Consider the following 26,187-nt stretch of genomic DNA (forward strand, 5'->3'; position numbering starts at 1 on the left):
TTAAGAAAGATACCTGATACCATTATAATTCCTTATAAGTATCAGGTATCTATAATAAAATTTATCGTAATTTAATTTTGTCCATATTTTGTCATATATCTTTCATGAGCTCTTTTTACCTCTTCTTCAGGAATTTCCTCTGGCTCGCCAAGTAGCAATGCTAAATGAACTGTCTTTGCTACATCTTCAAGCATCACTGCTGCCTTTACTGCCTCCTCTGGAGTCTTCCCTATCGTAAAAACTCCATGATTTTTCATAAGTATTGCTGGACTTCGACCAATATATTTTATTACCGCCTCCCCTATTTCTTCTCCACCAATTTTTGCATATGGGCCAACCGGTATTGGCCCTCCAAATTCATCTGCAATTGCTGTCAGATACACCGGTATAGGTTTCCCCAAAGCAGCAAAGCTTGTAGCATAAGGAGAATGTGTATGAACTATTCCATTAACATCACTACGATGTCGGTATATATACAAATGTGTTGCAGTATCTACAGAAGGTTTCCATTTTCCTTCTATTATATTACCATTAAGGTCAACCACAACCATATCCTCTGGTTGCATTTCTTCATAAGGAATCCCGCTTGGTTTTATAACTACATATCCTGTTTCAACATCTCTTCCACTGACATTCCCACTTGTCATTGTAACAAGATTATTTTTCGGCAACATCATATTCATTTTGTATACTCGTTCTTTAAGCTTCTCTAACATTGGAAACCCCCTCTTTTAAGGCTTTTAGCCTTTTCATTACATTATTTATACCTCTGCCAAAATAGTCATGAAGAAGTTTGTATTCTTCAAATAATTTATCATATATTTCAACATTTTCAGGTATTGGATTGTATGTTTCTTCCTTTAGCTTGGGTATTACTCGTGCCGCTTCAAATATACTATCAAACCCTCCTTTTGCTTTACCTGCTGCAACTGCTCCAAACATTGCTGCACCAAGTGCTGGTGTTTGTGAAGATTTTGATACTTTAATTTCGAGATTTGTAACATCAGCATAGATTTGCATAAGCATAGGATTTTTTTCAGGAAGTCCTCCACAAGCGTACAGTTCACTAATACTTACTCCATTTTGATTAAAAGTATCAATTATCATCCTCGTCCCAAAAGCTGTTGCTTCGATTAATGCTCTGTATATCTCCTCAGGTTTCGTAGTTAAAGTCATTCCTAATATTACACCAGTAAGGTCTGCATCTACTAGTACTGACCTGTTTCCGTTCCACCAGTCAATCGCCAAGAGGCCACTTTCTCCGGGTTTTAGCTTTGCGGCTTTTTCTGTTAATAACTCGTGAATACTTATCCCTCTTTTTTCTGCTTCAATTTTGTATTCGTACGGCACACAATTATCAACAAACCAGGCAAAGATGTCGCCAACCGCAGATTGTCCTGCTTCATATCCATAAAAGCCTGGTATAATTCCATCTTCTACAACGCCACACATGCCTGGGACCTCTACTTCTTTATCATCTAACACCAAATGGCAAATCGAAGTTCCCATTACCATTACCATTTTCCCTGGCGATGTAACTCCTACTGCTGGTACTGAAACATGAGCATCAACATTGCCTACAGCAACCGCTACTCCCGGGTTTAAGCCCATTATTTTTGCCATTTCAGGCGTCAATTCCCCTGCTTTTGTACCTAATGGATATATATCTTTAGATAATTTTTCTTCTACCAAATTTTCAAGCCTCTCATCTAATGCTCGAAAGAAATCTTTGGAAGGATACCCCTTTCTTTTGTGCCAAATCGCTTTATAGCCTGCAGTACAGCTATTTCGCCTTTCATTACCTGTTAGCTTCATAACAACCCAATCAGTAGCTTCAATAAATTTATCAGCTTCTTCATAGATATCTGGCGCTTCATTTAATATTTGCCATATTTTGGGTATGAGCCATTCTGAAGATATTTTTCCTCCATACCTTGCTAAAAAATCCTCACCCCTTTGTGATGCTATTTCATTCAATTTGTTTGCTTCAGGTTGCGCAGCATGATGTTTCCATAACTTAACATATGAATGAGGGTTCGATTTGTACTGGGGGATGTCACAAAGAGGAGTTCCATCTTTTTTTATAGGCAACATAGTACAAGCTGTAAAATCTATGCCTAAGCCTATTACATCAGCTTTGTCTATACCTGCCTGATTTATTACATCAGGTACTATTTTCTTTAAAACTTCAATATAGTCATCTGGATGTTGTAATGCCCAATCTTGTGGAAGTTTTGTTCCATCAGGAAGTTCTTCATCCATCACGCCATGGGGATAATTCATTACAGAAGTAGCTACTTCTTCTCCCGTCTCAAGATTAAGGAGCAGAGCCCTTGCAGACTCTGTCCCGTAATCTATTCCAATTGAATACTTTGCCATTTTTCATCCCCCTATACTTCTACATATTCAATGTCCAAGAGGTTACATAATATTTTCCATCTCCGTGTGTTATCACCTAGATTTAAACATTCATGATGTGTTCCTCCATTTGTAAGCCATCCATCAAGACATGCCTTCACACCTGTTGAAGGTCTAAAGTGGAAATATGGCATTTCAATATACTTTGCTTCTTCTGTATCCAGAATTTCTCCTTTTGACACAACTAACCTATATCTTTCTCCTTCTAAGGATACTAAAGAAACAAGAGTTGCTGGCCCAGGTTGTGCCATAAACACAATTGTCGGCGGATTATCAAGTTTTCCAATGCCCAGTTCTCTATCAATAAGTTTAATCGGTCTATCCTTTCTTGCTATTTTCCAGTTACCTTCGCCCATATGGCTCATTAAAATTGAATTTCTCTTAAAATCCATAGCGTACATCTCAGTAAAATGTGCATCTCCTATCAATACATGACCTGCCGCAACCAAACTTGCAGTTACAGCATCACCCTCTGCTGCATATCCATATCCTTCAGCCATTAAATTTGACGCAGCCATCATTGGAATTTGCTTGAATCTTCCATCTCCTTTAAACACATCGAAATGCGCAGTAAATCCGTCATATCCTTTATTAATAAGAAATTTTTTAAATCCAATTTGTAATCTTGCAGCATATCTATGGCTTTCTTCGCTAAGATTTGGATCGATATAAAAATTCTTTCTATTCTCTTCAATAACCGCATTAATCTCCTCTTCTGTCGCAGTTTCCATATATCTATAAACTTCGCCAATGTATTCTTGATTAATTTGCGGACCTATTTTTCTTGTAAAGGCTGCATCATCTCCCAAAATATCATACATTCCATGCATTCTTCCAAACTGCGCTATTTTCATGTTTCGCAATGCTTTAATTGTCTGCACAGCTTTAGCCCAATCTCCAACAAATTTTTTAAATTCTTCTGAATGCCATTCTTCTGTAATAATAGGACACTTAATTCCCATCCTTAAAATGGCATTTGCTGTATCTTGGGCACCGTGAACACCTTGATTGTATGTCAAATCTCCCATATCCCAATCCTCTGTTACTGTCGGAACAGGTTGAATGTTCGCAAGCATAATAGGTAGTTTATTATTCCTTAGTGCATTAACAATATTTGTAGCAGGTCCATACGTAAGCATTACTATCATAATACCATCAAGGTCTTTTTCATTAAATTCTTTCACAATATGTTCAATGTCCTGTCTATTCTTTGCTGCTTTAGGAAAATGAAAATCGGCAACATCTTGAAGTTGTTCTATAACTTCTCTTGCATATTTTTCTTGTCTTTCAGTAATGCCTGGTAACATATCATCGTACAACTCTTGCATAATGCCTAAAAATCCTATTTGCGGCTTTTTCTTGGTTTGCATAATAAATCCTCCCTTTGATTTGTTATTTTGTTGTTCGTATATTTTAATTATCATGATATTAGATGTACGTACATTTATAATTAATATATTCTACATTTTATTCAAAATTCCTTCTTTGTTTTTAAAAAATTTATTTCTAAAACTTAGACAAATAAATATAAAACTATCTTAGGTTTTATATACTTTATCAATATACAAAAACTTGTTCCTTTGCCATTTAAACCTATATTTCTACCTTCTTGATTAAACACATTAAAACCCCTTCTAGTAATTTTACTTTTCCCTTACCCATACCATCATTTCACCCGGTGCACGGTTCGCCCATGCAAAATACGGTATAAATTTTATTCTCACGGGCTTATACGATACATTAACATCTACCTTATAAAGCTCTTCTCCCCATGACCCATAATCTTCTCGTTCTGCCTCTGTCTCTATTACACACACACCGTTTAATAGATCTTTTTCGTATTTTACCTCAAATTTACATTCTTTAGGTAACACTATATTGTTCAAGTTCGGACCATTATCCATTTCCTCAAGACAGTAAATTACAGGCCCCCTCTGTATAGCAACTCTTCCTTCATCTTCTCTTACATTGGGATTCGCTTTCACCCTCATTACAGTCATTGAAAGGAGCAACTCTATCCTATCACCTGGCTTCCAAAGTCGTTTTATTTTTGCATAACCCTTATCCATTATGCCGCTTATATCTATCTCTTCTCCATTGACACTGACTTTTGCATCTTTGCACCATCCGGGAATTCTCAATGCTAGCGTAAAATCTAACTCTCTTTCAGGCAAAATATTTATAACTATTCTGCCATCCCACGGATACTCGGTCTCTTGTCTTACTTTCACTTCATTTTCCGAAATTTTGGTCTGCACCTCGCTGTCTACATAGAGGTGTACATATAACTCATTATCTCGGATAGAATAAATATACTTACCTAATGAAGCTAACAATCTTGCCAAATTAGGAGGACAACAAGCACACTTAAACCATGGCTGTCTGGTGTACTTTACATGAGCTTTAACTTTATTTTTCTCGCACGCCTCAGGCCATACTTCCAGAGGATTTACATAGAAATATTTCTTCCCGTCTAATGACATACCGCTAATAACTGAATTGTATAACGCTCTTTCCATAACATCGGCATAACGCCTATCAGGGTCAATCTGCAACATCCTATGGGCAAAAAACACAAGACCTATCGCTGCACATGTCTCAGCGTAGACCGTATCATTTGGTAAATCGAAGTCAAAGGTAAATGCCTCGCCGAAAGAGGAAGAGCCAATGCCACCTGTGATGTACATCCTCTTAGTCGTTATGTTATCCCACAATTTCTTGCACGCTTGAATCAGGCTTTCATCGCCAGTTTCCACAGCTACGTCAACCATGCCAGAGTATAAGTAAGCCGCTCTGACAGCATGCCCTTCTGCGCTGGTCTGTTCTCTCACAGGTAAATGCACCTGAAAATAACTTGCCCACTGCTCATCCCACTCATCTCCTCTTGCTTTTGCCTCTATTTCAAAATAAAGAGGCTTTTCCCCTCGTTCATCAATGAAATACTTGCTAAGCCTTAAATATTTCTCTTCACCAGTAACTCTGTAAAGTTTAACTAATGCTAGCTCAATCTCTTCATGTCCAGGATACCCTCTTTTCTTGCCTGGTTCTGGTCCAAAAATAGAGTCTATATGATCAGCAAACCGGCATGCTACATCCAGCAGTTTTTTCTTGCCTGTTGCTTCATAATAGGCCACAGCAGCCTCTATCAAATGACCCGCGCAATAAAGCTCATGGGAGTCTCTTAAATTCGTCCATTTTTTATCGGGTTCTTTGATGATAAAATATGTGTTTAAATATCCATCACTCTGCTGTGCTCTGGCAATTAAATCTATTACCTCATCAGCAATCTTTTCTAACTCAGGGTCAGGGTAAACAGCAAGACTATAGCTTACCGCCTCCAACCACTTATACACGTCGCTATCTTGAAATACCATGCCTGCAAATTCACCTTCCATTTCACCTGCTGCTATACGGAAATTTTTAATAGCATGACTGAGTGGTACACCAGGTACGCGATCGTTTAACACCTCCCATTGATAGGGTATCGTCACTTCTTTAATCAATTTTGCATATTTTGACCAGAAACCCCCGCTAATTTTTACTTGCTTCAAAGGAATTGGTTGAAGCTGAACTCTTTTTATATTGTTCATATTTATTTCCCTCCATTTTAATGTTTCAAAGTTTTAGTTTATTTATATCACAAGCCAAAATATAAGCAGATAAGGAGACCGTTAAAAGACTAAAATTTTTTCTTTTTTCTTTCAACTGGCCTCCTATATAATATTAATTTCTCTTTGCTAATCTAATAACATTCCACGATAATTTAGGTAAAATTGCTTTTAATACTCCATCTTCAATCATGGCATTACCATCATTATGAGGTACAACATTAAACGGATTTTCTTTGGTATTGGTAGCTTTTAAATTTTCATTCTCTAATACAATATGTTCTACAACTCTATAATCTTCAAAGCCTCTTATCTCGCTTTCCAATAACAACGAATCTTGTTGGTCTCTATTTACTGCAAATATTGTAAGTTTATTGTTATTTTCATCTGCTACAGCAGTAGATTCCAAAATTGGAACATCACAGAAATCTTTGCTGTTGTAAGTTGGAGTATCAATAACAGCATTTAATACATATCCTCTGCCATAAAGTGACGCATGTCTATATGGATAGTAAATTGTCTGCCGCCACGCTTTTCCTCCTTTTTCTGTCATGATAGGTGCAATCACATTAACAAGTTGTGCTAAGCAAGCTATTTTTACACGATCTGCATGTTTTAACAATGTTATGAGCATACATCCTACAAGAAGGGCATCTTCGAATGTATATATATCTTCCAAAAGTGGTGGAGCTACAGACCAAGGCGCTATTTTTTTATCAGCTTCTCTAGAATGATACCAAACATTCCATTCATCAAAAGAAATATTAATAGTCTTTTTACTTCTCTTTTTACCTTTTACATAGTCAGCTGTTGCTATGACTGTTTTGATTATTTCATCCATATCTAATGATTTCGCCAAAAAATTACCTATGTCATTTTCTTCATTGCCGTAGTAAGTATGAACTGAAATGTAGTCCACATAATCATAAGTATGCTCAAGGACAGTTGCTTCCCATTGACCAAATGTAGGCATGCTGCTATTCGAACTTCCACACACAGCCAATTCAATGGAAGGATCTACAGCTTTCATAACTTTTGCAGCTTCTTTAGCAAGACGTCCATATTCATCAGCAGTTTTTTGACCTATTTGCCACGGTCCATCCATTTCATTACCTAAGTTCCATACTTTAATTTTATGTGGTTCTCTATAGCCATGGGATTTTCTTAAATCGCTCCAGTATGTTCCTTCTGGCATATTACAATATTCTACAATATTACGAGCCGCATCTATTCCACGTGTTCCTAAATTTATAGCCATCATTACTTCTGTATTGACTCTCTTTGCCCATTCAACAAATTCGTTAATACCTATTTCATTTGTTTCAATTGACCTCCACGCCAATTCAAGACGTTTCGGCCTAAGCTCACGTGGACCTATTCCATCCTCCCAATTATAACCAGAAACAAAATTTCCACCAGGATATCGAACAATCGGTACCTTTAATTCTTTGACCAACTCTATTACATCTTTGCGAAATCCCATTTCATCTGCCTCTGGATGGTCTGGTTCATAAATGCCACCATAAACAGCACGTCCTAAATGTTCAATAAAAGAACCATAAATTCTGTCATCCACTTTACCAATCTTAAAATCCTTGTCTAAAATCATTTTTACTTTTTTATTCATTGGTTATCCTCTCCTCCTAAATTACGATTTATTTTATCTTTTCTAATCAACTTAACTAATCTTGCTCCATGCGACGGAATAGCCATAACAATTTTCTCCTCTCCTTTATACCACTTCTAATGTAACCACTGACATCGCTGGAAGTAATACTTTAAGCTTATTATCTTTTATACTTGCTCCGTCAAAATGTTGTGGCACTACCTTATTGGGATTTTCAAATGTGTTATGAGCATTCATTTCCTCAGCGGTCAATATTGTTCCTGTTACTTTAGTTTTCTTTTCTCCTCTAAGCTCACACTCAATAATTGCAGGTTCTTTTGGACTTAGATTACACAAGGAAATATGTATTTTCCCATCCTTATCCACCGAAGCCGTTGCAGTTACTTGAGGAATACTTTCACCTGCATATCTATATCCAGGTGATTTTATATTCAAATCCAATAATTCTGCATCTTGATGAACTTTGTACATATTGAACACATGATAGGTTGGAGTAAGCACCATCTTTGAACCTTCCGTATGAATAACTGCCTGCAGTACGTTAATAGTTTGAGCAATATTTGCCATTCTAACTCTGTCACAGTGTTTGTGGAATATATTGAAATGTATTGCAGCAACTAAGGCATCTCGCATCGTATTTTGTTGATAAAGAAAAGCAGGATTAGTCTCAGGTTCTACATCATACCATGTCCCCCATTCATCCACCACAAGTGCCACTCGTTTTTCAGGATCATATCTATCCATAATAGCTGAATGTCTTGTAATAAGTTCATCTATACGCAAAGCTTTCTTCATAGTTCTAAACCATTCATCTTCATCGAAATTAGTAGCTGATCCTTTTCCTAGCCAGAAATCACCCGGTATGGTATAATAATGTAAGCTTAGTCCATCCATAAATCTCCCTGCTTCTCTCATAAGTACCTCTGTCCAGTTATAATCATCAACATTAGGCCCACAAGCTATTTTGAAAATCTTATTTCCACTAAAGTCTCTCACATAAGTTGAATACCTGCGATAAAGGTCAGCATAGTATTCAGGGCGCATGTTTCCTCCACAGCCCCAATTTTCATTTCCTATACCAAAATATCTTAGCTTCCATGGCTTTTCCCTTCCATTAGCCGCTCTTAAATTTGCCAGAGTAGATTCTCCATCAAAGGTTATATATTCTATCCACTCCCTCATTTCTTGTATTGTTCCACTTCCTACATTGCCTGATATATATGGCTCCGCCTCTAATAGTTCACACAACTCAAAAAACTCATGAGTTCCAAAATGATTGTTTTCTATCACACCTCCCCAATGTACATTAATCCTCTTAGGGCGTGATTCATAAGGTCCTATCCCATCTTTCCAGTGATACTCATCAGCAAAACATCCACCTGGCCACCTTAAAACGGGAATCTTTATTTCTTTTAAAGCTTCAACTACATCCTTGCGAATTCCATTTATATTAGGTATTTCTGAGTCTTTTCCAACCCAAAAACCACCATATATACATCTTCCCAAATGTTCAGCAAAATGACCATAAATATTTCTATTTATTCTACCTTTCCTTATATCAGTGTTTATAATAACTTCAGTCATAAAATACCTCCTTATAATATACTCTTTGATTTTTATCATTAATTAATCTTAATCTATCTAAAAAAGCTTTGTGACTTATCAAGAGACTTAGATTTCCAATTCATAGATTTTAAATCTTATTTTATATCTTTTTCTTAACTTAAAAATTCTAAAAACTTGATTCAACCAGCTATAGTATCTCTACATGTCCTTGTAACTCTTCACATAAAATGCCCGCTGGTTACTATACGGAAAAATGCAAAGCTCTACGGATAAATCAGAAAAACTCAATTAAATAGTAAAACACCCTATCCTAGAATGCAGTGCTCCTTGCACTTACTACAACTTTAAACTAATATAAACTCATAATTTTGTTATTTAGTCCCTAATAATAGTAACTTTTTCTACTCTAATATTTGCTTTATTTTATAATTTAGTTAAAATTTGTTTCCATTTCTACTCTTTTATACTACCTCCAGTTAAACCTGATATAAAAGCATTTTGATTTATCAAAAATAATATAATAATTGGTACAATTGCTAATGCTGAACCTGCCAGTAATATCTGATAATTGCTCCCATATGGAGTTAATAGCGTCATCAAACCTACTGGAAGTGTAAACATATCCTCTGTACGCATAACAATCAAAGGCCATACAAAATTATTCCAATTACCTAAAGCTACAAATATAGCCATCGCCCCAAAGGCCGGTTTCATCAATGGAACCATGATTCTCCAATAAATTCCGAATTCAGTAGCACCATCTATTCTGGCTGCATCCATAAGTTCTTTTGGTAATCCATCCGCATACTGCCTAAAAAAGAATACTGCAATGGGAGATACTATTCCCGGTAATATTACTCCCCAATACGTGTTGATTAAACGAAATGATAGTATTAATCTATATAAGGGCAACATTAATATTTCAAAAGGTACGAATATGATAAGTAATACTAACATAAATACAAGATTTTTTCCCTTAAATTGGTACTTAGCCAATCCATATCCTACCATAGACGACAAAAGCAACGTTACTACTGTTCCTACAAGAGTCATTAATAAACTATTTTTATACCATTGTCGGTACAGACTACCTTCCTCGCTAAATAAAATTGCATAATTTTTGAAACTCATTATATTTAAATCTATTTTCATATCTAATCCCTTGCGGAATAACTCTGTAGCCGGTTTAAAAGATCCTATTAGCAGATAATAAAACGGGAATAGAGCTAGAATAGCTAATATAACAAAGAAAACAAACACAACTATATTAGGCATTACCTTTTTCATAGAAAGCTTGCCTTTGGAACTAATATATTCTTGTTTTATTTTTACGGAAGAATCGTTTATGCCCATATTTATACTTCCCCCTTTTTAAATAATCCAAAATATTTTAGCTGAATTGTATTTATTATTAAAACAATTGCTGCCAGCACTATGCCTATTGCTGCACCAAATCCGAAATCTCCCTTTTGAAAAGCTTCTCGATATAGATAAGCCACTATTGTTAATCCTGCATCTTTAGGTGAATTTGTTCCCCAGAAAACATAAGTTTCAGTGAACATAGCATATCCACCATATATACTAATAGTTAAAACATAAATAATCACGGGTTTTAAAAGGGGTAATGTTATATGTAAAAATTTAGAAATTGGACCTGCCCCATCTATTTCTGCCGCTTCATACAATTCTTTCGGTATATTTTGTAATCCAGATAAAAAATATACAATATTTACTCCCGTCCATCGCCAGGTTGCCAGTAATACTAAAAGAAACATCGCCACATTCACATCTGCTAACCATCTCTTTGGCGGTAAACCAAATGTGGCTAAAAGCACATTTGCAGGAGAAATAGGGGGATCCGCAAAAATCAATCTAAAAACTATACCCGCAACTACAACAGAAGTGAGTATAGGCATAAAAAGTGCTGCTCTAAAAAAGTTTCTACCTATTAATTTTTCAGAATTTAAAAAAACTGCTAAAATTATAGGTATAGGAATCAAAATTAGCAATGTCCAAAAGGTATAACGTGTGTTGTTCCATATTGCAGTATAAAAATGGGGATTCAATAGTCTTTTATAATTCGTCAATCCTACAAACTCAACTTGACCAGGCTGTATCTTTTGAAAGCTCATAATAAAAGCACTCACAACAGGATATAAAAAGAACAAAAGAAATGTAACCACAAATGGCAAAACAAAAAGATATGGAGCTACTTTCGGAGAATATAGCAAACTAGCAAAAAAACTTTTTCTTTTCACCTTTAATTCCTCCTCTCAATCATCAAGAGATGCAAGAGCAACGCTCTTTGCATCTCTTGATATGATAATCTACTAACAATTACTCTCCTAATTACTCTCCTGTCTCTATCTCTCTTCGAAGTTCATCCGCCGCTTTTTTCAATGCTTGTTCTGGTGTCGCTTCATTAGTTTCTAAAACTTCATACAATACCTGAGTTGCTAATAAACTATTGGCCGTAGGAACCCATTTGTTACTTCTTAATGAAAACACATTACCTTCCGTAGATGATAAAAGTATCTTGAAGATATCTTTTCCGTTAACAAAATACTGAGTATATTCATTGTCTCCAGGATCATTAGCAAGTTGTTCCCACACATCCCAGCGCGGAGGATCAAAACCTAATACATTCCATATCTCAATATTGGCTTCCGGAGTACCCTTAGCAAAGTACAAAAATTCTTTTGCCAAATCAACATGTTTGCCTTGTAATGGCACTACAGTTCCAGTTCCTCCAAGACCAACAGTAGGATATATGTTACCATCTTTCCATACTGGGACTGGTGCTACAAGTATTTTACCCTTTAAATCTGGCATATAACTTACAAATCTGCTCATAAACCAGAAAGGCATTATAACCGACGCTACATTTCCTTCATTAATCCACCCATAGGCCTCTTCAGTATCGGGTTGTCCTCCTGGCGGAATAACAGCTATCTGATATTTGTATATCATATCATGTAAAAATTGTAACGCTCTTACATTTCTATCATTATCCAAAATGACGTTGTCGTTTTCATTGAATACATCTGAACCTTGTTGACCAATCATTGTGCTAAAGTCCCAGAATGCAGTTCGACCAATAGCTACCATTGGCTTTCCTGTTTTGGCTTTAACTAATTTACCTGCCTCCACAAACTCATCCCATGTTACTATTTTACTAGGATCGACTCCTGCTTCGTCTAGAATTTCTTTATTGTAAAATGCCATTACAGCGCCTCCGTGGGTAGGCATTCCATAGAGCTTACCCTCTTTGCTGTAAATTTCTAAACGTGATTGTATAAACTTATCTCTATCACTTTCCACAAGGTCAGTTAAATCCGCTAATTGCGGTGTCCCTTCTAAGTATTGGGGAAATCTACCAATTTCCACATCAGCAATATCCGGCGCTCCTACTCCTGTTTGTAACGCCATTGCCAACTTGTCATGCATTTCTTGATAAGGATAAGTAGTCACCTTCAATTTTATGGGTCGATCAGGATGAGTCTTATTCCATCTATTGACAGCATCCTCATATAAATTTCCATGCAAACCTACAAAAGTCCATAAAGTCAATTCAGCAGGTCCTTTATTTCCATTGCTACCCTCTTGTTCAGCATTTTGTGTTGAATCTTTCATCCCACAACCAGGTAATATTATCATTGTCAAAATAGAAAAAATGAGTATTAAACTTAAAAACTTTTTCATCTAAAATTTTCCCTCCTCTTAATAATCTCTATCAGCTTGTACCTATCTCGAAAGTCTTTATTTAAGCCACTTCTAAGATATGCTTTTCTGGCTACCACTTTAAGATTTTTTATCTTTTTTAGGTTATCACCACCCCTCAACGCAATCTATTAAAAAACTTAAAAAGAACATCTTTTATTTATATATATCACCTCTTCCTTCTCAGTTGTATGGTTTTAAATATTTCACCATGTATTCCTTTTACCTCTTCCTCTGTTGCGCTAACTCCATCACAGTCTTAGCTATTCCAACTCACAGGAGGAGATGGGCTAAAGCAACCCTTTTGTTCATAATGATTTATACTCCTCTCTTATTCCATTTCTAATATAATCACTAATAACTCTACATCTTGATTAACTTTGTAGATATTGAACAAATAATAATAAGGTAGTATCTTTAACCTTCGTATTAATAACAGCCTGTAGTACGTTAATATTCCTTTTTTACCCTTTTTAGTTTTTATTTCATCTTTATTTAATTTTCAAAGTTCAGACATATTTTTAAGAATTAATGTTACATATCTTTTTATCTTTTCTTTTTATCTTTCTTTTTCGATTAACTTATGTATCCACTTTGGTATAAAATCCATTCTAAACTGTGTAGTTTTGATAGAGCAAATTTATTTGATTGTTAAAACTAATTCAATTTTTAATATTTTTTATGTTGTACGTATATATTAATTATTTTCAACACAAATGTACGTACATCTATATATAAATATATTCTCCATAGCTTTTAAAATTCCTTCTTGAATTTAAATTTTTTATAAAATTTTTAGTTGTTGTTTACTGATATATCAATATATGATTGCTAATACACTTAATAGACTAATATATTGTAACTGTAAAGACTATTATTCATTTTATATATTTCCCGTTTTTTCTAAGACTCTGTAAAGCATAGCTGCTGCCTCTGCTCTTGTGGCGTTCTCTTTTGGCCTGAAGGTGTTATCTTTATATCCTTTTACTATACCAAGCTTTACTGCATTTGCTACTGCATTCTTTGCCCATTCGCTTATCTTGTTGTTATCACTGAAAGTGGTATTGCCTATGTTGTCCTCTCTATACTCTACAAGCTTTCCGTATACTCTCATTATTACTGCTGCCATCTCTTCTCTTGTTATTGGGTCATTTGGCCTCATATTCTTACCGTCTCCTAATATTATACCAGCCTTGTATGCTGCTTCTACTGCGTTTGCATACCATGCCCCTTCTTTTACGTCATTGAATTGTCCTTTGTAAGGCTTCTCTTCTATCCCTAATGCCCTTGTCATTAATGCTGCAAATTCTGCTCTGGTTATTTTTTTGTTTGGTAAAAAGGTGTTTTCATCTATCCCTTTTATTATGTGCCTTGATGCCAGTACATTTATTACGTCATATGCCCAATTGTCTTTTGATACGTCTTTGAATTGTTTGTTGTATTGAAAAGCTGCATAGGTTGAGAAGTGTTTCGCTTCAAATGTTATTGTATTTGTCTCTCTGTCAATTTTTCCTCCTATGTATTCCCATTGATTTGTCGTCTCGTTTAAGTAGTATGCTCCTACTTTCCTTATGTCTTTTGCACCTTCTATGTTAAATGTCATTTTTACAGGTGACCCTATTTTTATGTCTTTGTCTCCTGCTTTTATTGTTATGTCATAGGCATCTGTTACAGGCTCGAAAGTTGATGCTTCCTTTTTGCCTTTGTTGTGTATGTTAAGTTTTATTGTTCCTGCTTTGTTTATGAGGTCAATTGCTTCTTGTGAGATTGTCAAAGTTTTTGCATCAAATTGTAAAGCTACTTCGTCTAATTTTACTACTACGTTTTTGTTATATTCTACTATTAAATTAAACACAGTTACAGGTATTTCTAATGCTTTTTGAGGTGTAGTTCCTATATTTGTTAGGTCAAATTGTATTTCTTGCTTTGAAGTGTCTTTTATGTCTTTTGCCACTTTGTTTTCATCTACTTTAAGAATTGTTGTGTTATTTTCTACAACTACTCTGCCTTGTGATACTTCCTCCGATGGTTCTGTTGGTTCTGTTAGCTCTATTGGTTCTGGTTTTTCAGGTTTACCCGCTTCGTCAAGTTTAACCATCTTACCAGTTTCATAATATGTTTTTATAGTCTCCTCTGAAATTGCAATACCATCGTAAATTAATAATTCATCAATTAACCCTTTAAATGGAGGATCCCAATAGTTAACCCCCAATCCAAATACAGCATTACGTGTTGTAAAAACATTTGGAAATCCTGTACCTGAAAACTTTTTCTCACCATTGATGTAAACATCTAATTTACCATTGTCGACAGTAAAAGCAACGTGAGACCATTCATTAACAGGAATTGTCATTCCTATAACTCCATCATACCAGTCTTCTCCCGACCAAACAGCCGATTGACCCTCAATAGGTCCTTGTGGAACAAAACTAACCCAGCTTCTTTCACTTGTTGCGCCGAAGAAAGTAGTTGTAAAGTAAGTAAGCTGTTCTGGTTTAACCCAAAATGAAACGCTATAGACATAACTTGAAATAAGCCCGTTTGGTAATAAAATACCAGATTTACCATCAAGATAAGCAGCCTTTCCTACTACTCCATCTTTAAATGTAATTGAGCCGCCGGTATTATTGATTCTATCTCCTGTAATTATACTTTCCTTGTTATTCCCAGTTTTGTCACTTAAATCACTATCAAATGAATAATGAGCCACTAATCTAGGTTGGGTTTTCGCTAAGACAACAACTATAAAAGTTTTTGTTGCAGTATAATTCCCTTTAGTAATAGTAGCTGTTAATGTGACAATTGCATCATCACTTCCCACCTTGGGACGATTTACAATTCCATCTTCAGTAATTACATCAGGATTAGAGGAAGTCCAAGAGATTGTCGCGCCTCCAATACCTTCTGTAGGCAAAGTTAGGTTAGATATAACTGCACTAGTATCCCCTAGTGTTAATTCATTTTTGATAATTTCAACAATTTCTTCATCAGTTCTTTGAATCGTTTTAATTCCCCAAATCGATTTTCCTTCGTCTGATAAAGCCGTAAATGTTATGACTTTTGTTTCTGTAAGCTCAGTCCATTGGCGCAAAAATACTCCCTTATAGGTTTTCCCATCAATAGTAATATTAGCATAATAATCATCAATCAATTCCCATGTACCTGAAACGGGCCCAGAAATTGTTCCATCATCATTTAATGAGATGGTTACGGCTTTTTTAAGGATTTTTGAAATGTCTTTTTCGTGATTAATAAATTGATATTCACCGGGTATATCCTTTTTATCAATCGGTTCAAGAGTTTCGCCTGTATAACGATATGGAGCAGCGACAGGCCAGCCATCTTCGTTCATAAACAATTGATGAACCCTCACTTCATGAATTTCCCCTCGTTGTGGGAAACGCGTATGAAAAACTAAGTACTGTTCGCCAGTTTGAGTATCAAGGTAAACGGAGTTGTGTCCCGGTGACACATATCCATAGCCTATTCCAGTTCCCGGATCACCTAATTTGCGTTCGAATAAAAAGTGTCCCATCAGTTTATTACCAATTGGAGAATGGTCTACATTACCAGTCAGTACAGCATTTTGACCACGACCATCTACATATGGGCCCTCAGGATTTTTTGAACGAAATACCCGTATATTATATTCTCCATCTGCACCTAACCATCCATATGATACGTATAAGTAGTAATAATCAGTATCAGGATGATAAACAACATATGGCCCTTCCATTGATTTGTGATATCCACCTGCTATTTTGGTGCCAAAATATCTATCAATTAGTCTTCCATCATCTGTTATTCCATCTTTTCCTGGATAAATAGGTCGTCCTGTTTCTTTATCAAGTTCAAGGATAAAAATTCCACCTGACCAAGACCCGTAGGTCATCCATAATCTACCACTCTTGTCATAAAATATATTTGGATCAATAGCATTTGGATATATTAAATTATTATATGAACCGTCACTCTTAAACCATTTAGGATTTTCACTTTCTAATATACCAGCTTTTATCAATGAAGGTATATTTGTATTAGTCCATTTTTTATTGACATCACTATCGTAATCGTATGCTTCATCTATTGTAAAACCTGAATAAACAATAGTATCTACATATTTATATGGACCTTTGATGTTTTGAGATACTGCAAATCCTATAGCTGAACGCACATACGTAGAGGATACACTATAGTAAAGCATATAAGCGCCTTTTGTTCCATCCTCATTAACATAATCTTCATTCCAAAAAACTTGTGGAGCCCAAACAGCAAAACCACCTTTACTGTCAGAATCATTCTCACCAGCCCAAGCAAAAGACCCAGCTAAATTTTCTGATAAATCGCCAAATAGCGCATTCCTTGGAGTTGTATAACCATTCGTAAATTTAGTCCATTTCATTAAATCCATCGACTTAGCAGCTTCAATATGAGATCCAAAAACGTAGTAAGTGTCTCCATCCTTCACAATAGAAGGGTCATGAACAGAAACGTTTACGAATTCCGGAATCGGATAAGCATATTCCAGCGCTTTCATCGCAGCTTCCAATGCAGCTATTTCACTGCTCCAATCCTCCTTTTCACCATCATTTGCAAGTGCTTCTTCAACAGCAGCAATGACAGACTGTAACTTTTGATATGACTCTTCTGTATAGATACCATTATTTTTTATTGCTTTTGCTTGTGCTAATAATTCCTCTACTCTTGATTTACTTACATCTGGTGCAACAGGAATTTCACCAGTTTCATAATAATTTTTAATTTGTCTAGCAGTTAAAACCATTCCGTCGTAAATAAGCAATTCATCAATTAAACCTTTATATGGAAGATCCCAATAGTTAACACCTAAGCCAAAAACCGCATTCTCTGTATCAAATATATTAGGAAAGTCATCACCTGTAAATTTAATTTCCCCATTTACATAAACATTAATTCTTCCTTCATCTATTGTAAAAGCCAAATGAGTCCATTCATTTGTATTTATTTTATAGCCTATGGATGCATCATACCATTCCACTGGTCCTGTTGTACTATGTGACCATACAACTGTCTGTCCTGCAGCGTTTCCACCAGGAACTAAACTGACCCAATTATCCATATCTTTGGCACCAAAAAAGGTTGTAGTAAACGTCGTTAACTCCTCAGGTTTCAACCACAATAAAACTGAGTACTTGTTGCTTTTAATTAAACCATCAGGTAACCGAATTCCAGATGAACCATCAAACACTGCTGCCTGTTCAAATTTTCCTTCGGAATACATCATCGTTCCACCGGTATTGTCGATCCTGTCACCTGTTACTTTTCCTGCTTCCCAATTGCCTGTTTGATCTGTTAAATCACCATCAAATGAATAATAAGCTATTAAACCAAGTCTGTTTTGGAAATCACTTTCTTGTAAAATCTTTGTATTAGCAATACTTGAGTTTGATAAAAGGAAAATAAGTAGTAAGCAATAAATAATTAATCCTTTAAAAATATCCTTTTTTGCCTTCAATCTTTCCTCCTTCTTTCTATATAAATTTATTTATCCTAATAGGCTAAACACCTATTAGCTTCAAACCATCATACAATTTGTGGCATCATTTTTGATGAAAATTTTTACGTACAACTATACTTTTATAAATCCATTTTCGTATTAAATTAAATACTTGTGAGTTAATATACGTATATATTAATTATTTGTTAATTATCTGCAAGACAAATGTACGTACATTAATATATATAATATATATTCGCTCTCGATTTTAACACTCATTCTTAAATTTATAATTTTTTTATGAAATCTTTAAGTAACTACTTATTTATAATCCCGAACTTATACTTAGTAACTGATGAATATTTTTTACCTCTTTTTAACACATAAGAAGGAAAATTAGAATGGTGTATTGCATCCGGAAATCCTTGTGTCTCTAAACAAATCCCTAAGTATTTTCGTAAAGAAATTCCATACATATCATTTTCTTTTAATTGATTACCCGTATATACAACCACTCCAGGTTCATCTGTTTCAATAGTTAGAGTACGCCCACTTTCTAGATCCCATAACATAATTTCTTCATCATGGTGAGTATTCAATATAAAAGGATGATCATACCCTCCTCTTGCTACTTTTGTTTGTGGATGGCTTGATTTAATTCCTTCTTTTATACGTTTTCCTTCTCGTAAATCAAATGGTGTATTAGTTACATCTAATATTACTCCTGTTGGAATCAATTCTTCATCCAATTCTAAAAACTGATCACTTTTTATTTTCAAAACATGATTTAAAATGTCCCTTTTTAAGTTGCCACTTAAGTTAAAATAAGTATGATTTGTAATGTTAAATATGGTATCTTGATCAGAAATAGCTTCATAAGAAATAGAAAATTCATTGTCATTGTTAAGAGAATAAGTTACTTTTATCTCTACATTTCCCGGATATCCTTCTTCTCCATTTACGCTAAGGTACGAAAATTGTATTACAATTTCTTCTTCTCTTTGTACAATTTCTGGTTCCCAAAAAACCCTGTTAAAACCTTTTAAACCTCCATGTAAGTGGTTGTTGTTTTCATTTTTGGTCAATATATACATTTTCCCGTTTAAATCAAACATCGCATCTTTAATTCTGCCAGCTACTCGCCCAATAATAGCACCAAAATAAGATGTATTATTAAAATAAGGCTCTATATGGTCAAATCCTATTACAATGTTTTCATAATTCCCTTTATTATCAGGAGTTATGATTTTGGTAATTATGCCTCCATAATTGAGACATGTTATTTTAATACCTTTATCATTCTCCAGAGTAAAGGATATCACCGCTTTGTCTTCTATCTTTCCCCATTCTTTTTGGATAACTTCCATAAAACGCAACTCCTCTTCCTATACTTGCGGATTCAAAATTTGTTTTTTATTAGATAGTCAAACTTATTATCCCAAGCAAACTTAATATGTTTTATTGTACGTATATTAACAATCAAAATCATTCTTTTGTACGTACATCTATAATAATATATACGACATAACTTCAAAAATTCCTGCTACGCAATAATAAAATTTTTATAATTTTTTAGTTTTCGATTAACATTCACTATAAATCGATTTTTAACTATCTACTTAACATAAAATAGCTCAAACAGTATTCTTATATATTTCATATCTCAAATGATCTATAAATTGTTTTGCACTTCTTGGAGACCTTCCATTGTGCCACATCGCCCATCTTAATGCCTTTTCCTTTAAAACATTCCAATTAATATCTATATTATTTTTTTCAGCTAAGCCTTTAACAATTTTTAAATACTCTTCTTGACTTGGAGTAACAAAGGTAATAGTTATCCCAAATCTATCGCTTAAAGAAAGTTTTTCTTCTCTCGCATCTGTATTATGAAGTTCATTGTCCTCTATATTTTCTGTAACAATATGCCTCCTATTTGACGTCGCATAAATTACTACATTTGAAGGTAAAACCTCTACTCCACCTTCTAATACTGACTTAAGTTCTTTATAATCCGCCTCACTTTCATCAAAAGACAAATCGTCAAAAAACAATATAAATTTCATTCCTCTGTCTTTAATTATATCAAGTATGTATGATAAATCTTTTATATCATTTTTATTAATTTCGATAAGCCTAAGTCCCTCCTTGTAAAACTCATTGAGCAAAGCCTTAACAGTAGATGACTTTCCAGTACCTTTATCTCCATATAAAAGCACATTATTCGCAGGAAAACCCTTTAAAAAAGCTTTTGTATTTTCTATAACTATTTTCCGTTCTTCTTCATACCCTATCAAATCCTCAAAAGTTACAGGGTCAACACTTTCTATTCCTTTTAACTGTCCTAACCCATTTTGTTTAACCCATCGAAAAGCTTTATATTTTCCAAAAATACCACAGCCATTTAAACGGTAATAATTAGACAGATATTCAGCAAATTTGTCTCCTTTTAGTTCCCATAAATTTTCTAATAAGAAAGTGGTATTATTAATTTTTTCATAGAAAATATCATTAACAGAGTTTTCAAAATCCGGTAATTCCGTATTTAATAAATTATTTACAGTTTCTGCTATATTTATAGTGGAAAGTTCCTTTAAAATTCCTATTTCTTTTTCAATAGTTTTAATCATCGAATTGTTCACACTATCAAAACCATATTTTTCTGAAATCCGACTAAATGGGTTTTCATCACAAGCGATTTCTTCTGCCAAAAAAGTAGGCCAAATATTTTTATGAATCCTCCTTTTTAAAGCATATTCAGTAATGCCTTTGTAAAAACTACTATATTCAGAATAAATAAACTTAATAGAGGGTTTTTCTTTTAAAAGTTCTTGCAAAATATTAATTCCTCTTTTTATTAAACTGTGATTGATAATATTTCTATAAACCACTATTTCATTTAACCCATTTAAAATGTTTTTTAATTTTTCTTTATTTTCCAATTGCATCATCTCCCTATCGTTTTTGAAAAATTGTCACTTAATATCTTTATTTTACTAAATTATATCATATAAAACGCTATTTCCTAAGCTTTATTAAAAGACCAATTAACCCTTATAACAACTTACAGTTTTTTTCATTTTAAAGGCTAGTCTCTTTTTGAATCTTAATTTCCCATTTTTTTAGCTTTTACAGAAATTATTTAAAAACTTTCGACTTTAAAAATAAGTTTCTGAGGATGTATAATATTCTTAATTAGAAAATAAAATGTTTTTGAAAAAGTAATAAGAGCAAACGAAAGGAGAGTTGTACAAATGCATTACAAAATATCAAGTGAAAATCACATATTTAGTTTTACAAAAGATAATATACCTGTATTATTTGTAAAAGAAAGCGATGAGATAGAGGTTGAAACATTAGACTGCTTTTCCAATCAAATTAAATCGAACAACGATAGACTTGAATCAATGGATTGGAACAAGGTAAACCCCGCAACAGGTCCTATTTATGTTGAGGGTGCAAAAGAAGGAGATGTCTTGGAAGTTACAATTAAAAAAATTGAAATAGCGAATAAAGGAGTAGTAGCAACAGGTAAAGATTTAGGGGTATTGGGAGATTTAATGGAGGGACTGTATTCCAAAGTAGTTGATATAAAAGATGGGAAAGTTATTTTTGACGAAAAAGTTTCTCTGCCAATTAAACCTATGATAGGAGTAATAGGGGTTTCACCAAAAGAAGGTAATATAAACTGTGGAACACCAGGTTCTCATGGTGGAAATATGGACACAATACTTATTGGTGAGGGTGCAAAACTTTACTTGCCAGTATTCGTAGAAGGTGCATTGTTCGCTTTGGGAGACTTACATGCTGCAATGGGAGATGGAGAAGTAGGAGTATCAGGTGTAGAAGTGGCAGGTTCTGTTACAGTGGAATTTAGAGTTTTGAAGAACTTCAAACTTTCTAACCCAATGGTAAAAACAAAAGATGTAACAGCAACAATAGCATCAGATGAGTCTTTAGATAAAGCAGTAAAGATATCAGTTCATGATATGGCAAAGCTATTCCAAAGCTTTACTAAATTATCAATAGAAGAAATAGCTACACTATTTAGCATAGCAGGAAATGTGCAGATTTCACAAGTAGTAGATCCACTTAAAACTGTGCGCTTTAGTTTGCCAAATTGGGTATTGGAAAGTTATGGGATAGTATTTTGAAGTCTATGTTGTGATGATCTTAATCACCATCCTAAATTCTTTATGGTGGTTGAATTTAAATAGATTTATAATGGTAAAAAATGTTGCCAATCTCAAATGGTAAGGATAAAATACTCCTTTTATTTCCCATAAAGCAATATTTTCCAAAGAATCTTCTGTCTTTTCTACCACTTCTCTTATTGACACTCCCTACTGATTATTTTATTTATATTGGCGTAGATTTGATTTTAACTCCTTAAACGATACACATACATCATAAATTCCGGACCTCTACTTTTAAACCTTCCTCTTTTCCTTTCTCACTCTTTCAAACCTGTTAATTTTATTCCTTCTATTAAATATTTCTGAGCAAATGCAAAGAAAATAATAGTTGGTACTACTGAAATAGTAGCTGCCGCCATCATCCAATTCCAATAAGTACCATACCTGTCTAGAAACTGAGGAAGCCCAAGTGCAAGAGGATATTTACTTTCATCAGTTAAATATATCAAAGGTCCCAAATAATTATTCCATGCACCTATAAAAGTAAACAAGGTTATTAAAAATAAAACAGGTTTAGCAAGTGGTAGCATTATCTTTGTATAAATTTGTAATTCAGAAGCTCCATCGATTCTTGCCGCATCCATAAGTGAATCAGGAATTGTTATAAAAAACTGCCTTATAAGAAAAATACTTAGAGGATTTCCAAAAAAGCTAGGAACTATGAGAGGTAAGAAAGTGTTTATCCAGCCAAGTTTTTTAAAAATTATAAATTGAGGTATCATAGTAACTGCAAATGGCAGCATTATTGTTGACAACATAATGTAAAAAAGTATATCTCGTCCTTTCCAATTAATTTTAGAAAAACTGTAAGCAACTAACGGTGAAGAGAAAAGAGTACCAACTATTACTCCAACAGTAATTATTACACTATTTTTAAAATATTTCCAAAAAGGAAAGTATTCTGTTGCTTTTTGGTAATTTTCAAAAGCGGGAGGAATAGATATTATCTTTGGTGGAGACGCATAAAGATCTTGATTCGCTTTTAAAGATGTTGTTACCATCCAAAGAAGTGGAAGCATGTATATAAATGTTACTAATATCAATAATAATCTTGTCATATTGGTATTAAATATTTTTTTTATTTTTGAATTACTAAACATTTTTATTGAAGTCCTCCTTTTAATTATTTTTCATTTCCACCGTAAAAAGTCCATCTTGCCGAAGTTTTAAATATTAAAATAGTAAGAATAATTGTTAGGATAAATAATATCCACGCCATTGCAGAAGCTGTTCCTATATTCAAATATCTAAACCCCTGCCTATATAAATACATTATATAAGAGAGAGAAGCATTAGCAGGTCCTCCACCAGTCATTATTTGAGGCAAATCAAAAATCTGAACCGCTCCTATTGTAGCAGTAATTAAGTAATAAAGAATAGCAGGCGACATAAGCGGCAATGTTATCTTCCAAAAAGTTTGCCACCCATTGGCACCATCGAGCATAGCAGCTTCGTATAAATCTTTTGGTATATCATTTATTGCTGCCATAAATATTAAAGCAGTCCCGCCTGCTCCCCATTGCGAAAGAAGTACAATAGTAAATTTAACCCAGTTTTCATCAGATAACCACATCGGCCCATTTGCCCCAAAAATCGATAAAAAACCATTTACAAGTCCAAAATAGGGATTAAAAAAAACTAATGAAATTACAGCAAGAGCGTAAACCGGAACAATGCTAGGTAGATAAATCAAGGCCCTGTATAAATATTTTTCTTTCAATGGTTGTACTAATAATAACGCTAATATTAAACCAACAATAAGCCCAAGTGGAACTAATCCCGCAACATAATACCCAGTATTATAAAAAGCTTTTAAAAACAATTCATCTTTGAATATACTAGTATAATTTTCTAAACCTATCCATTTAGGCTTAGTTGCAACATTATATTTAGTAAAACTGTAATAGAAAGAAGCAACTATAGGATAAAATGTAAAAATTAAGAAACCTATTATCCACGGTAAAGCAAACAATAGCCCGTTTACGTTATTTCTCATTTCGAGAGATAATTTTTTCGATTTAAACATTATCGTAAGCCTCCCACAAATTTATTTGCCTAACCTTGCCCTTTGAAAAGGGCAAGGTTAGTCTTTTAGAATATGACTTTTTATTCACTCAGAGCTTTATCAAGTTCTTTCTGAACTTTCTCCTGCGCATCTTTTAAAGTTTGTCGAGGTGTTTTCTTACCATAAAGTGCATCATTCCACGCATTTACTAACTCATCCCAAACAAGTGCTCCTATCGGAATAACAGGTCGACTGTGAGCATTTGGGCCATTTAAAAGTTCATAAAACAAATTCTGGTCTGGATCTTCTTCTACAACCCTCAAAGTCCCCTCTTTAATTGCAGAGAAATGAGCAGTATCTTTAGCATATTTTATAGCACCTTTTGTAGCCATCCACTGAATAAATTCAGCTGCTTCTTTTGGATGTTTTGCACCTTTCGGAATGACTAAGCTCCAACCTCCTGCCCAAGTTGATCCTTTTTCTCCCCCATCAGGATATGGTATAGGAGCTATTCCCCATTCGCAAACCTTAGGATCTGCAAATTTTCTCAAAGTGCTCAAAAGCCAATTACCATCTATTCTCATAGCTTCTTTTCCCATTATAAATGGGTCGACAGGTTCTGCTCCTGCTCCTCCTTGACCAAAAGCAGCAAAGAAAGAATCAATATTTTTTATTCCATATTCAACAGCATATGTCTTCTCCCATTCTAATGCATCTAAAATCTTAGGATCATCTGCAAAAGTAAATTTTTTGTTTTCAGGATCATAAAATTTTCCTCCAAATACCCAACCCCAAGTGTAAGGCCATCCTTGACCACGCCAAGGAATAAAACCTATTTGCAGGATTTTACCTCTCTGTATTTTTGTAAGTCTTTTAGCATATTCATCAAGTTCCGCTATAGTTTGTGGTGGCTTTTCCGGATCTAATCCTGCCTCTTTAAATAATTTCTTATTATAATATAAAACTCTAGCATCAGTATCCCATGGAAGTGCATAAAGTTTTCCTTTATAAGTTGATTCTTCAATTGCAAAATCAAAAAATTTATTCTTTAATTCATCAATATTTGTACCAAGCTCCTTTAAATAATCTTCCAATGGTTCTAAAATACCTGCATGAGCTCTTTGTGCTACCGTAAACCTATCAAGATAATAGACATCAGGTCCTTCCCCCGCTGCAACAGCTGTCATTAATTTCGTTGCATCTGTTTCTGTACCAGGAACTAATACTGCTTTTACTTCAATGCTCGGATGTTCTTTGTTAAACGTCTGAACTGCATCCTCAATAGATTGTCTATCAGTCAGTGCATTCATATTATGCCAGAAAACTACTTCAATCTTCTTTTGTGAAGAATTCGTTTGAGAAGGTGAAGTTTCTTCAGTCATCTGGGAAGTTTTTTGTCTACACCCCGAAAATAGTATTGTGAGAACAAAAGTAATAACTAGCATCACTGAAATATATTTTTTTGTTTTACCCACAACATTTATCCTCCTTTTTTCAATTTATTTGCTATTATAGAACCACAAAAATATTTAAGTGGTTCTATCATTTATTTTTCAAAGGAATCCCCTTCT

16 protein-coding genes are annotated in these 26,187 nt (G+C 34.3%); 1 reads left to right on the forward strand and 15 read right to left on the reverse strand.

All coding sequences use genetic code 11. The features are described 5' to 3' along the window. Nucleotides 1-71: 71 nt before the first annotated feature. The 12 genes from TMATH_RS08440 to TMATH_RS08495 all read right to left on the reverse strand — a co-directional run bounded on the left by TMATH_RS08440 (nucleotide 72) and on the right by TMATH_RS08495 (nucleotide 21,357). Nucleotides 72-716 (reverse strand): L-ribulose-5-phosphate 4-epimerase, encoded by a 645-nt coding sequence (locus TMATH_RS08440; protein ID WP_013150622.1) that lies wholly within the window; start codon nucleotides 714-716, stop codon nucleotides 72-74. Continuing rightward, entirely contained in the window at nucleotides 700-2,379 is a 1,680-nt protein-coding gene (locus TMATH_RS08445) for a ribulokinase (RefSeq protein WP_013150623.1), read from the reverse strand. The genes TMATH_RS08440 and TMATH_RS08445 overlap by 17 nt, the downstream gene beginning before the upstream one ends. Before the next feature lie 11 nt (nucleotides 2,380-2,390). Further along, complete coding sequence (locus TMATH_RS08450; RefSeq protein ID WP_013150624.1) at nucleotides 2,391-3,788, reverse strand: L-fucose/L-arabinose isomerase family protein; 1,398 nt, start codon at nucleotides 3,786-3,788, stop codon at nucleotides 2,391-2,393. Nucleotides 3,789-4,061: 273 nt separating this feature from the next. Beyond that, entirely contained in the window at nucleotides 4,062-6,008 is a 1,947-nt protein-coding gene (locus TMATH_RS08455) for a glycoside hydrolase family 127 protein (RefSeq protein ID WP_013150626.1), read from the reverse strand. Nucleotides 6,009-6,141: 133 nt separating this feature from the next. Further along, complete coding sequence (arfA, locus tag TMATH_RS08460) at nucleotides 6,142-7,653, reverse strand: arabinosylfuranosidase ArfA (RefSeq protein WP_013150627.1); 1,512 nt, start codon at nucleotides 7,651-7,653, stop codon at nucleotides 6,142-6,144. A 105-nt stretch (nucleotides 7,654-7,758) separates the two neighbouring features. Continuing rightward, entirely contained in the window at nucleotides 7,759-9,237 is a 1,479-nt protein-coding gene (locus TMATH_RS08465; protein WP_013150628.1) for an alpha-N-arabinofuranosidase, read from the reverse strand. A gap of 435 nt (nucleotides 9,238-9,672) precedes the next feature. Further along, nucleotides 9,673-10,572 (reverse strand): carbohydrate ABC transporter permease, encoded by a 900-nt coding sequence (locus tag TMATH_RS08470; protein WP_013150629.1) that lies wholly within the window; start codon nucleotides 10,570-10,572, stop codon nucleotides 9,673-9,675. A 2-nt stretch (nucleotides 10,573-10,574) separates the two neighbouring features. Continuing rightward, nucleotides 10,575-11,477 carry a carbohydrate ABC transporter permease gene (locus tag TMATH_RS08475; protein ID WP_013150630.1) on the reverse strand — a complete coding sequence of 301 codons (903 nt, stop codon included), beginning with the start codon at nucleotides 11,475-11,477 and terminating at the stop codon, nucleotides 10,575-10,577. Between the two features lie 91 nt (nucleotides 11,478-11,568). Then, nucleotides 11,569-12,921 (reverse strand): ABC transporter substrate-binding protein, encoded by a 1,353-nt coding sequence (locus tag TMATH_RS08480; RefSeq protein WP_013150631.1) that lies wholly within the window; start codon nucleotides 12,919-12,921, stop codon nucleotides 11,569-11,571. 901 nt (nucleotides 12,922-13,822) lie between these two features. Further along, nucleotides 13,823-18,433: a LamG-like jellyroll fold domain-containing protein gene (locus TMATH_RS12050; protein WP_013150632.1), complete on the reverse strand. Its 4,611-nt coding sequence runs from the start codon at nucleotides 18,431-18,433 to the stop codon at nucleotides 13,823-13,825. Between the two features lie 299 nt (nucleotides 18,434-18,732). Continuing rightward, a complete protein-coding gene (locus TMATH_RS08490) occupies nucleotides 18,733-19,782 on the reverse strand; it encodes an aldose epimerase family protein (RefSeq protein WP_013150633.1) in 1,050 nt (349 codons plus the stop codon). A gap of 267 nt (nucleotides 19,783-20,049) precedes the next feature. Further along, the gene (locus tag TMATH_RS08495; protein ID WP_198002285.1) at nucleotides 20,050-21,357 is read right to left on the reverse strand and encodes an ATP-binding protein; all 1,308 of its coding nucleotides are present in this window, start codon (nucleotides 21,355-21,357) and stop codon (nucleotides 20,050-20,052) included. 312 nt (nucleotides 21,358-21,669) lie between these two features. Here TMATH_RS08495 and TMATH_RS08500 point away from each other — a divergent pair, with 312 nt between their 5' ends. Further along, nucleotides 21,670-22,569 (forward strand): acetamidase/formamidase family protein, encoded by a 900-nt coding sequence (locus TMATH_RS08500; RefSeq protein ID WP_013150635.1) that lies wholly within the window; start codon nucleotides 21,670-21,672, stop codon nucleotides 22,567-22,569. 299 nt (nucleotides 22,570-22,868) lie between these two features. Here the strand turns inward: TMATH_RS08500 and TMATH_RS08505 are convergent, their stop codons facing one another. From TMATH_RS08505 to TMATH_RS08515, 3 genes are all read right to left on the reverse strand, one after another. Continuing rightward, nucleotides 22,869-23,711: a carbohydrate ABC transporter permease gene (locus TMATH_RS08505; protein WP_013150636.1), complete on the reverse strand. Its 843-nt coding sequence runs from the start codon at nucleotides 23,709-23,711 to the stop codon at nucleotides 22,869-22,871. Nucleotides 23,712-23,734: 23 nt separating this feature from the next. Then, nucleotides 23,735-24,637: a carbohydrate ABC transporter permease gene (locus TMATH_RS08510; protein ID WP_012995677.1), complete on the reverse strand. Its 903-nt coding sequence runs from the start codon at nucleotides 24,635-24,637 to the stop codon at nucleotides 23,735-23,737. Between the two features lie 80 nt (nucleotides 24,638-24,717). Further along, nucleotides 24,718-26,091 carry an ABC transporter substrate-binding protein gene (locus TMATH_RS08515; RefSeq protein WP_013150637.1) on the reverse strand — a complete coding sequence of 458 codons (1,374 nt, stop codon included), beginning with the start codon at nucleotides 26,089-26,091 and terminating at the stop codon, nucleotides 24,718-24,720. Nucleotides 26,092-26,187: the final 96 nt, after the last annotated feature.

This window comes from Thermoanaerobacter mathranii subsp. mathranii str. A3, assembly GCF_000092965.1.
GTDB lineage: Bacteria > Bacillota > Thermoanaerobacteria > Thermoanaerobacterales > Thermoanaerobacteraceae > Thermoanaerobacter > Thermoanaerobacter thermocopriae.

Bases quoted from the DNA above. Each gene is read 5' to 3' on its own strand.
- TMATH_RS08470 (WP_013150629.1), bottom strand. From the start codon at position 10,572: ATGGGCATAAACGATTCTTCCGTAAAAATAAAACAAGAATATATTAGT.
- arfA (WP_013150627.1), bottom strand. From the start codon at position 7,653: ATGAATAAAAAAGTAAAAATGATTTTAGACAAGGATTTTAAGATTGGT.
- TMATH_RS08445 (WP_013150623.1), bottom strand. From the start codon at position 2,379: ATGGCAAAGTATTCAATTGGAATAGATTACGGGACAGAGTCTGCAAGG.
- TMATH_RS08500 (WP_013150635.1), top strand. From the start codon at position 21,670: ATGCATTACAAAATATCAAGTGAAAATCACATATTTAGTTTTACAAAA.
- TMATH_RS08440 (WP_013150622.1), bottom strand. From the start codon at position 716: ATGTTAGAGAAGCTTAAAGAACGAGTATACAAAATGAATATGATGTTG.
- TMATH_RS08490 (WP_013150633.1), bottom strand. From the start codon at position 19,782: ATGGAAGTTATCCAAAAAGAATGGGGAAAGATAGAAGACAAAGCGGTG.
- TMATH_RS08465 (WP_013150628.1), bottom strand. From the start codon at position 9,237: ATGACTGAAGTTATTATAAACACTGATATAAGGAAAGGTAGAATAAAT.
- TMATH_RS08455 (WP_013150626.1), bottom strand. From the start codon at position 6,008: ATGAACAATATAAAAAGAGTTCAGCTTCAACCAATTCCTTTGAAGCAA.
- TMATH_RS08480 (WP_013150631.1), bottom strand. From the start codon at position 12,921: ATGAAAAAGTTTTTAAGTTTAATACTCATTTTTTCTATTTTGACAATG.
- TMATH_RS08510 (WP_012995677.1), bottom strand. From the start codon at position 24,637: ATGTTTAAATCGAAAAAATTATCTCTCGAAATGAGAAATAACGTAAAC.
- TMATH_RS08450 (WP_013150624.1), bottom strand. From the start codon at position 3,788: ATGCAAACCAAGAAAAAGCCGCAAATAGGATTTTTAGGCATTATGCAA.
- TMATH_RS08505 (WP_013150636.1), bottom strand. From the start codon at position 23,711: ATGTTTAGTAATTCAAAAATAAAAAAAATATTTAATACCAATATGACA.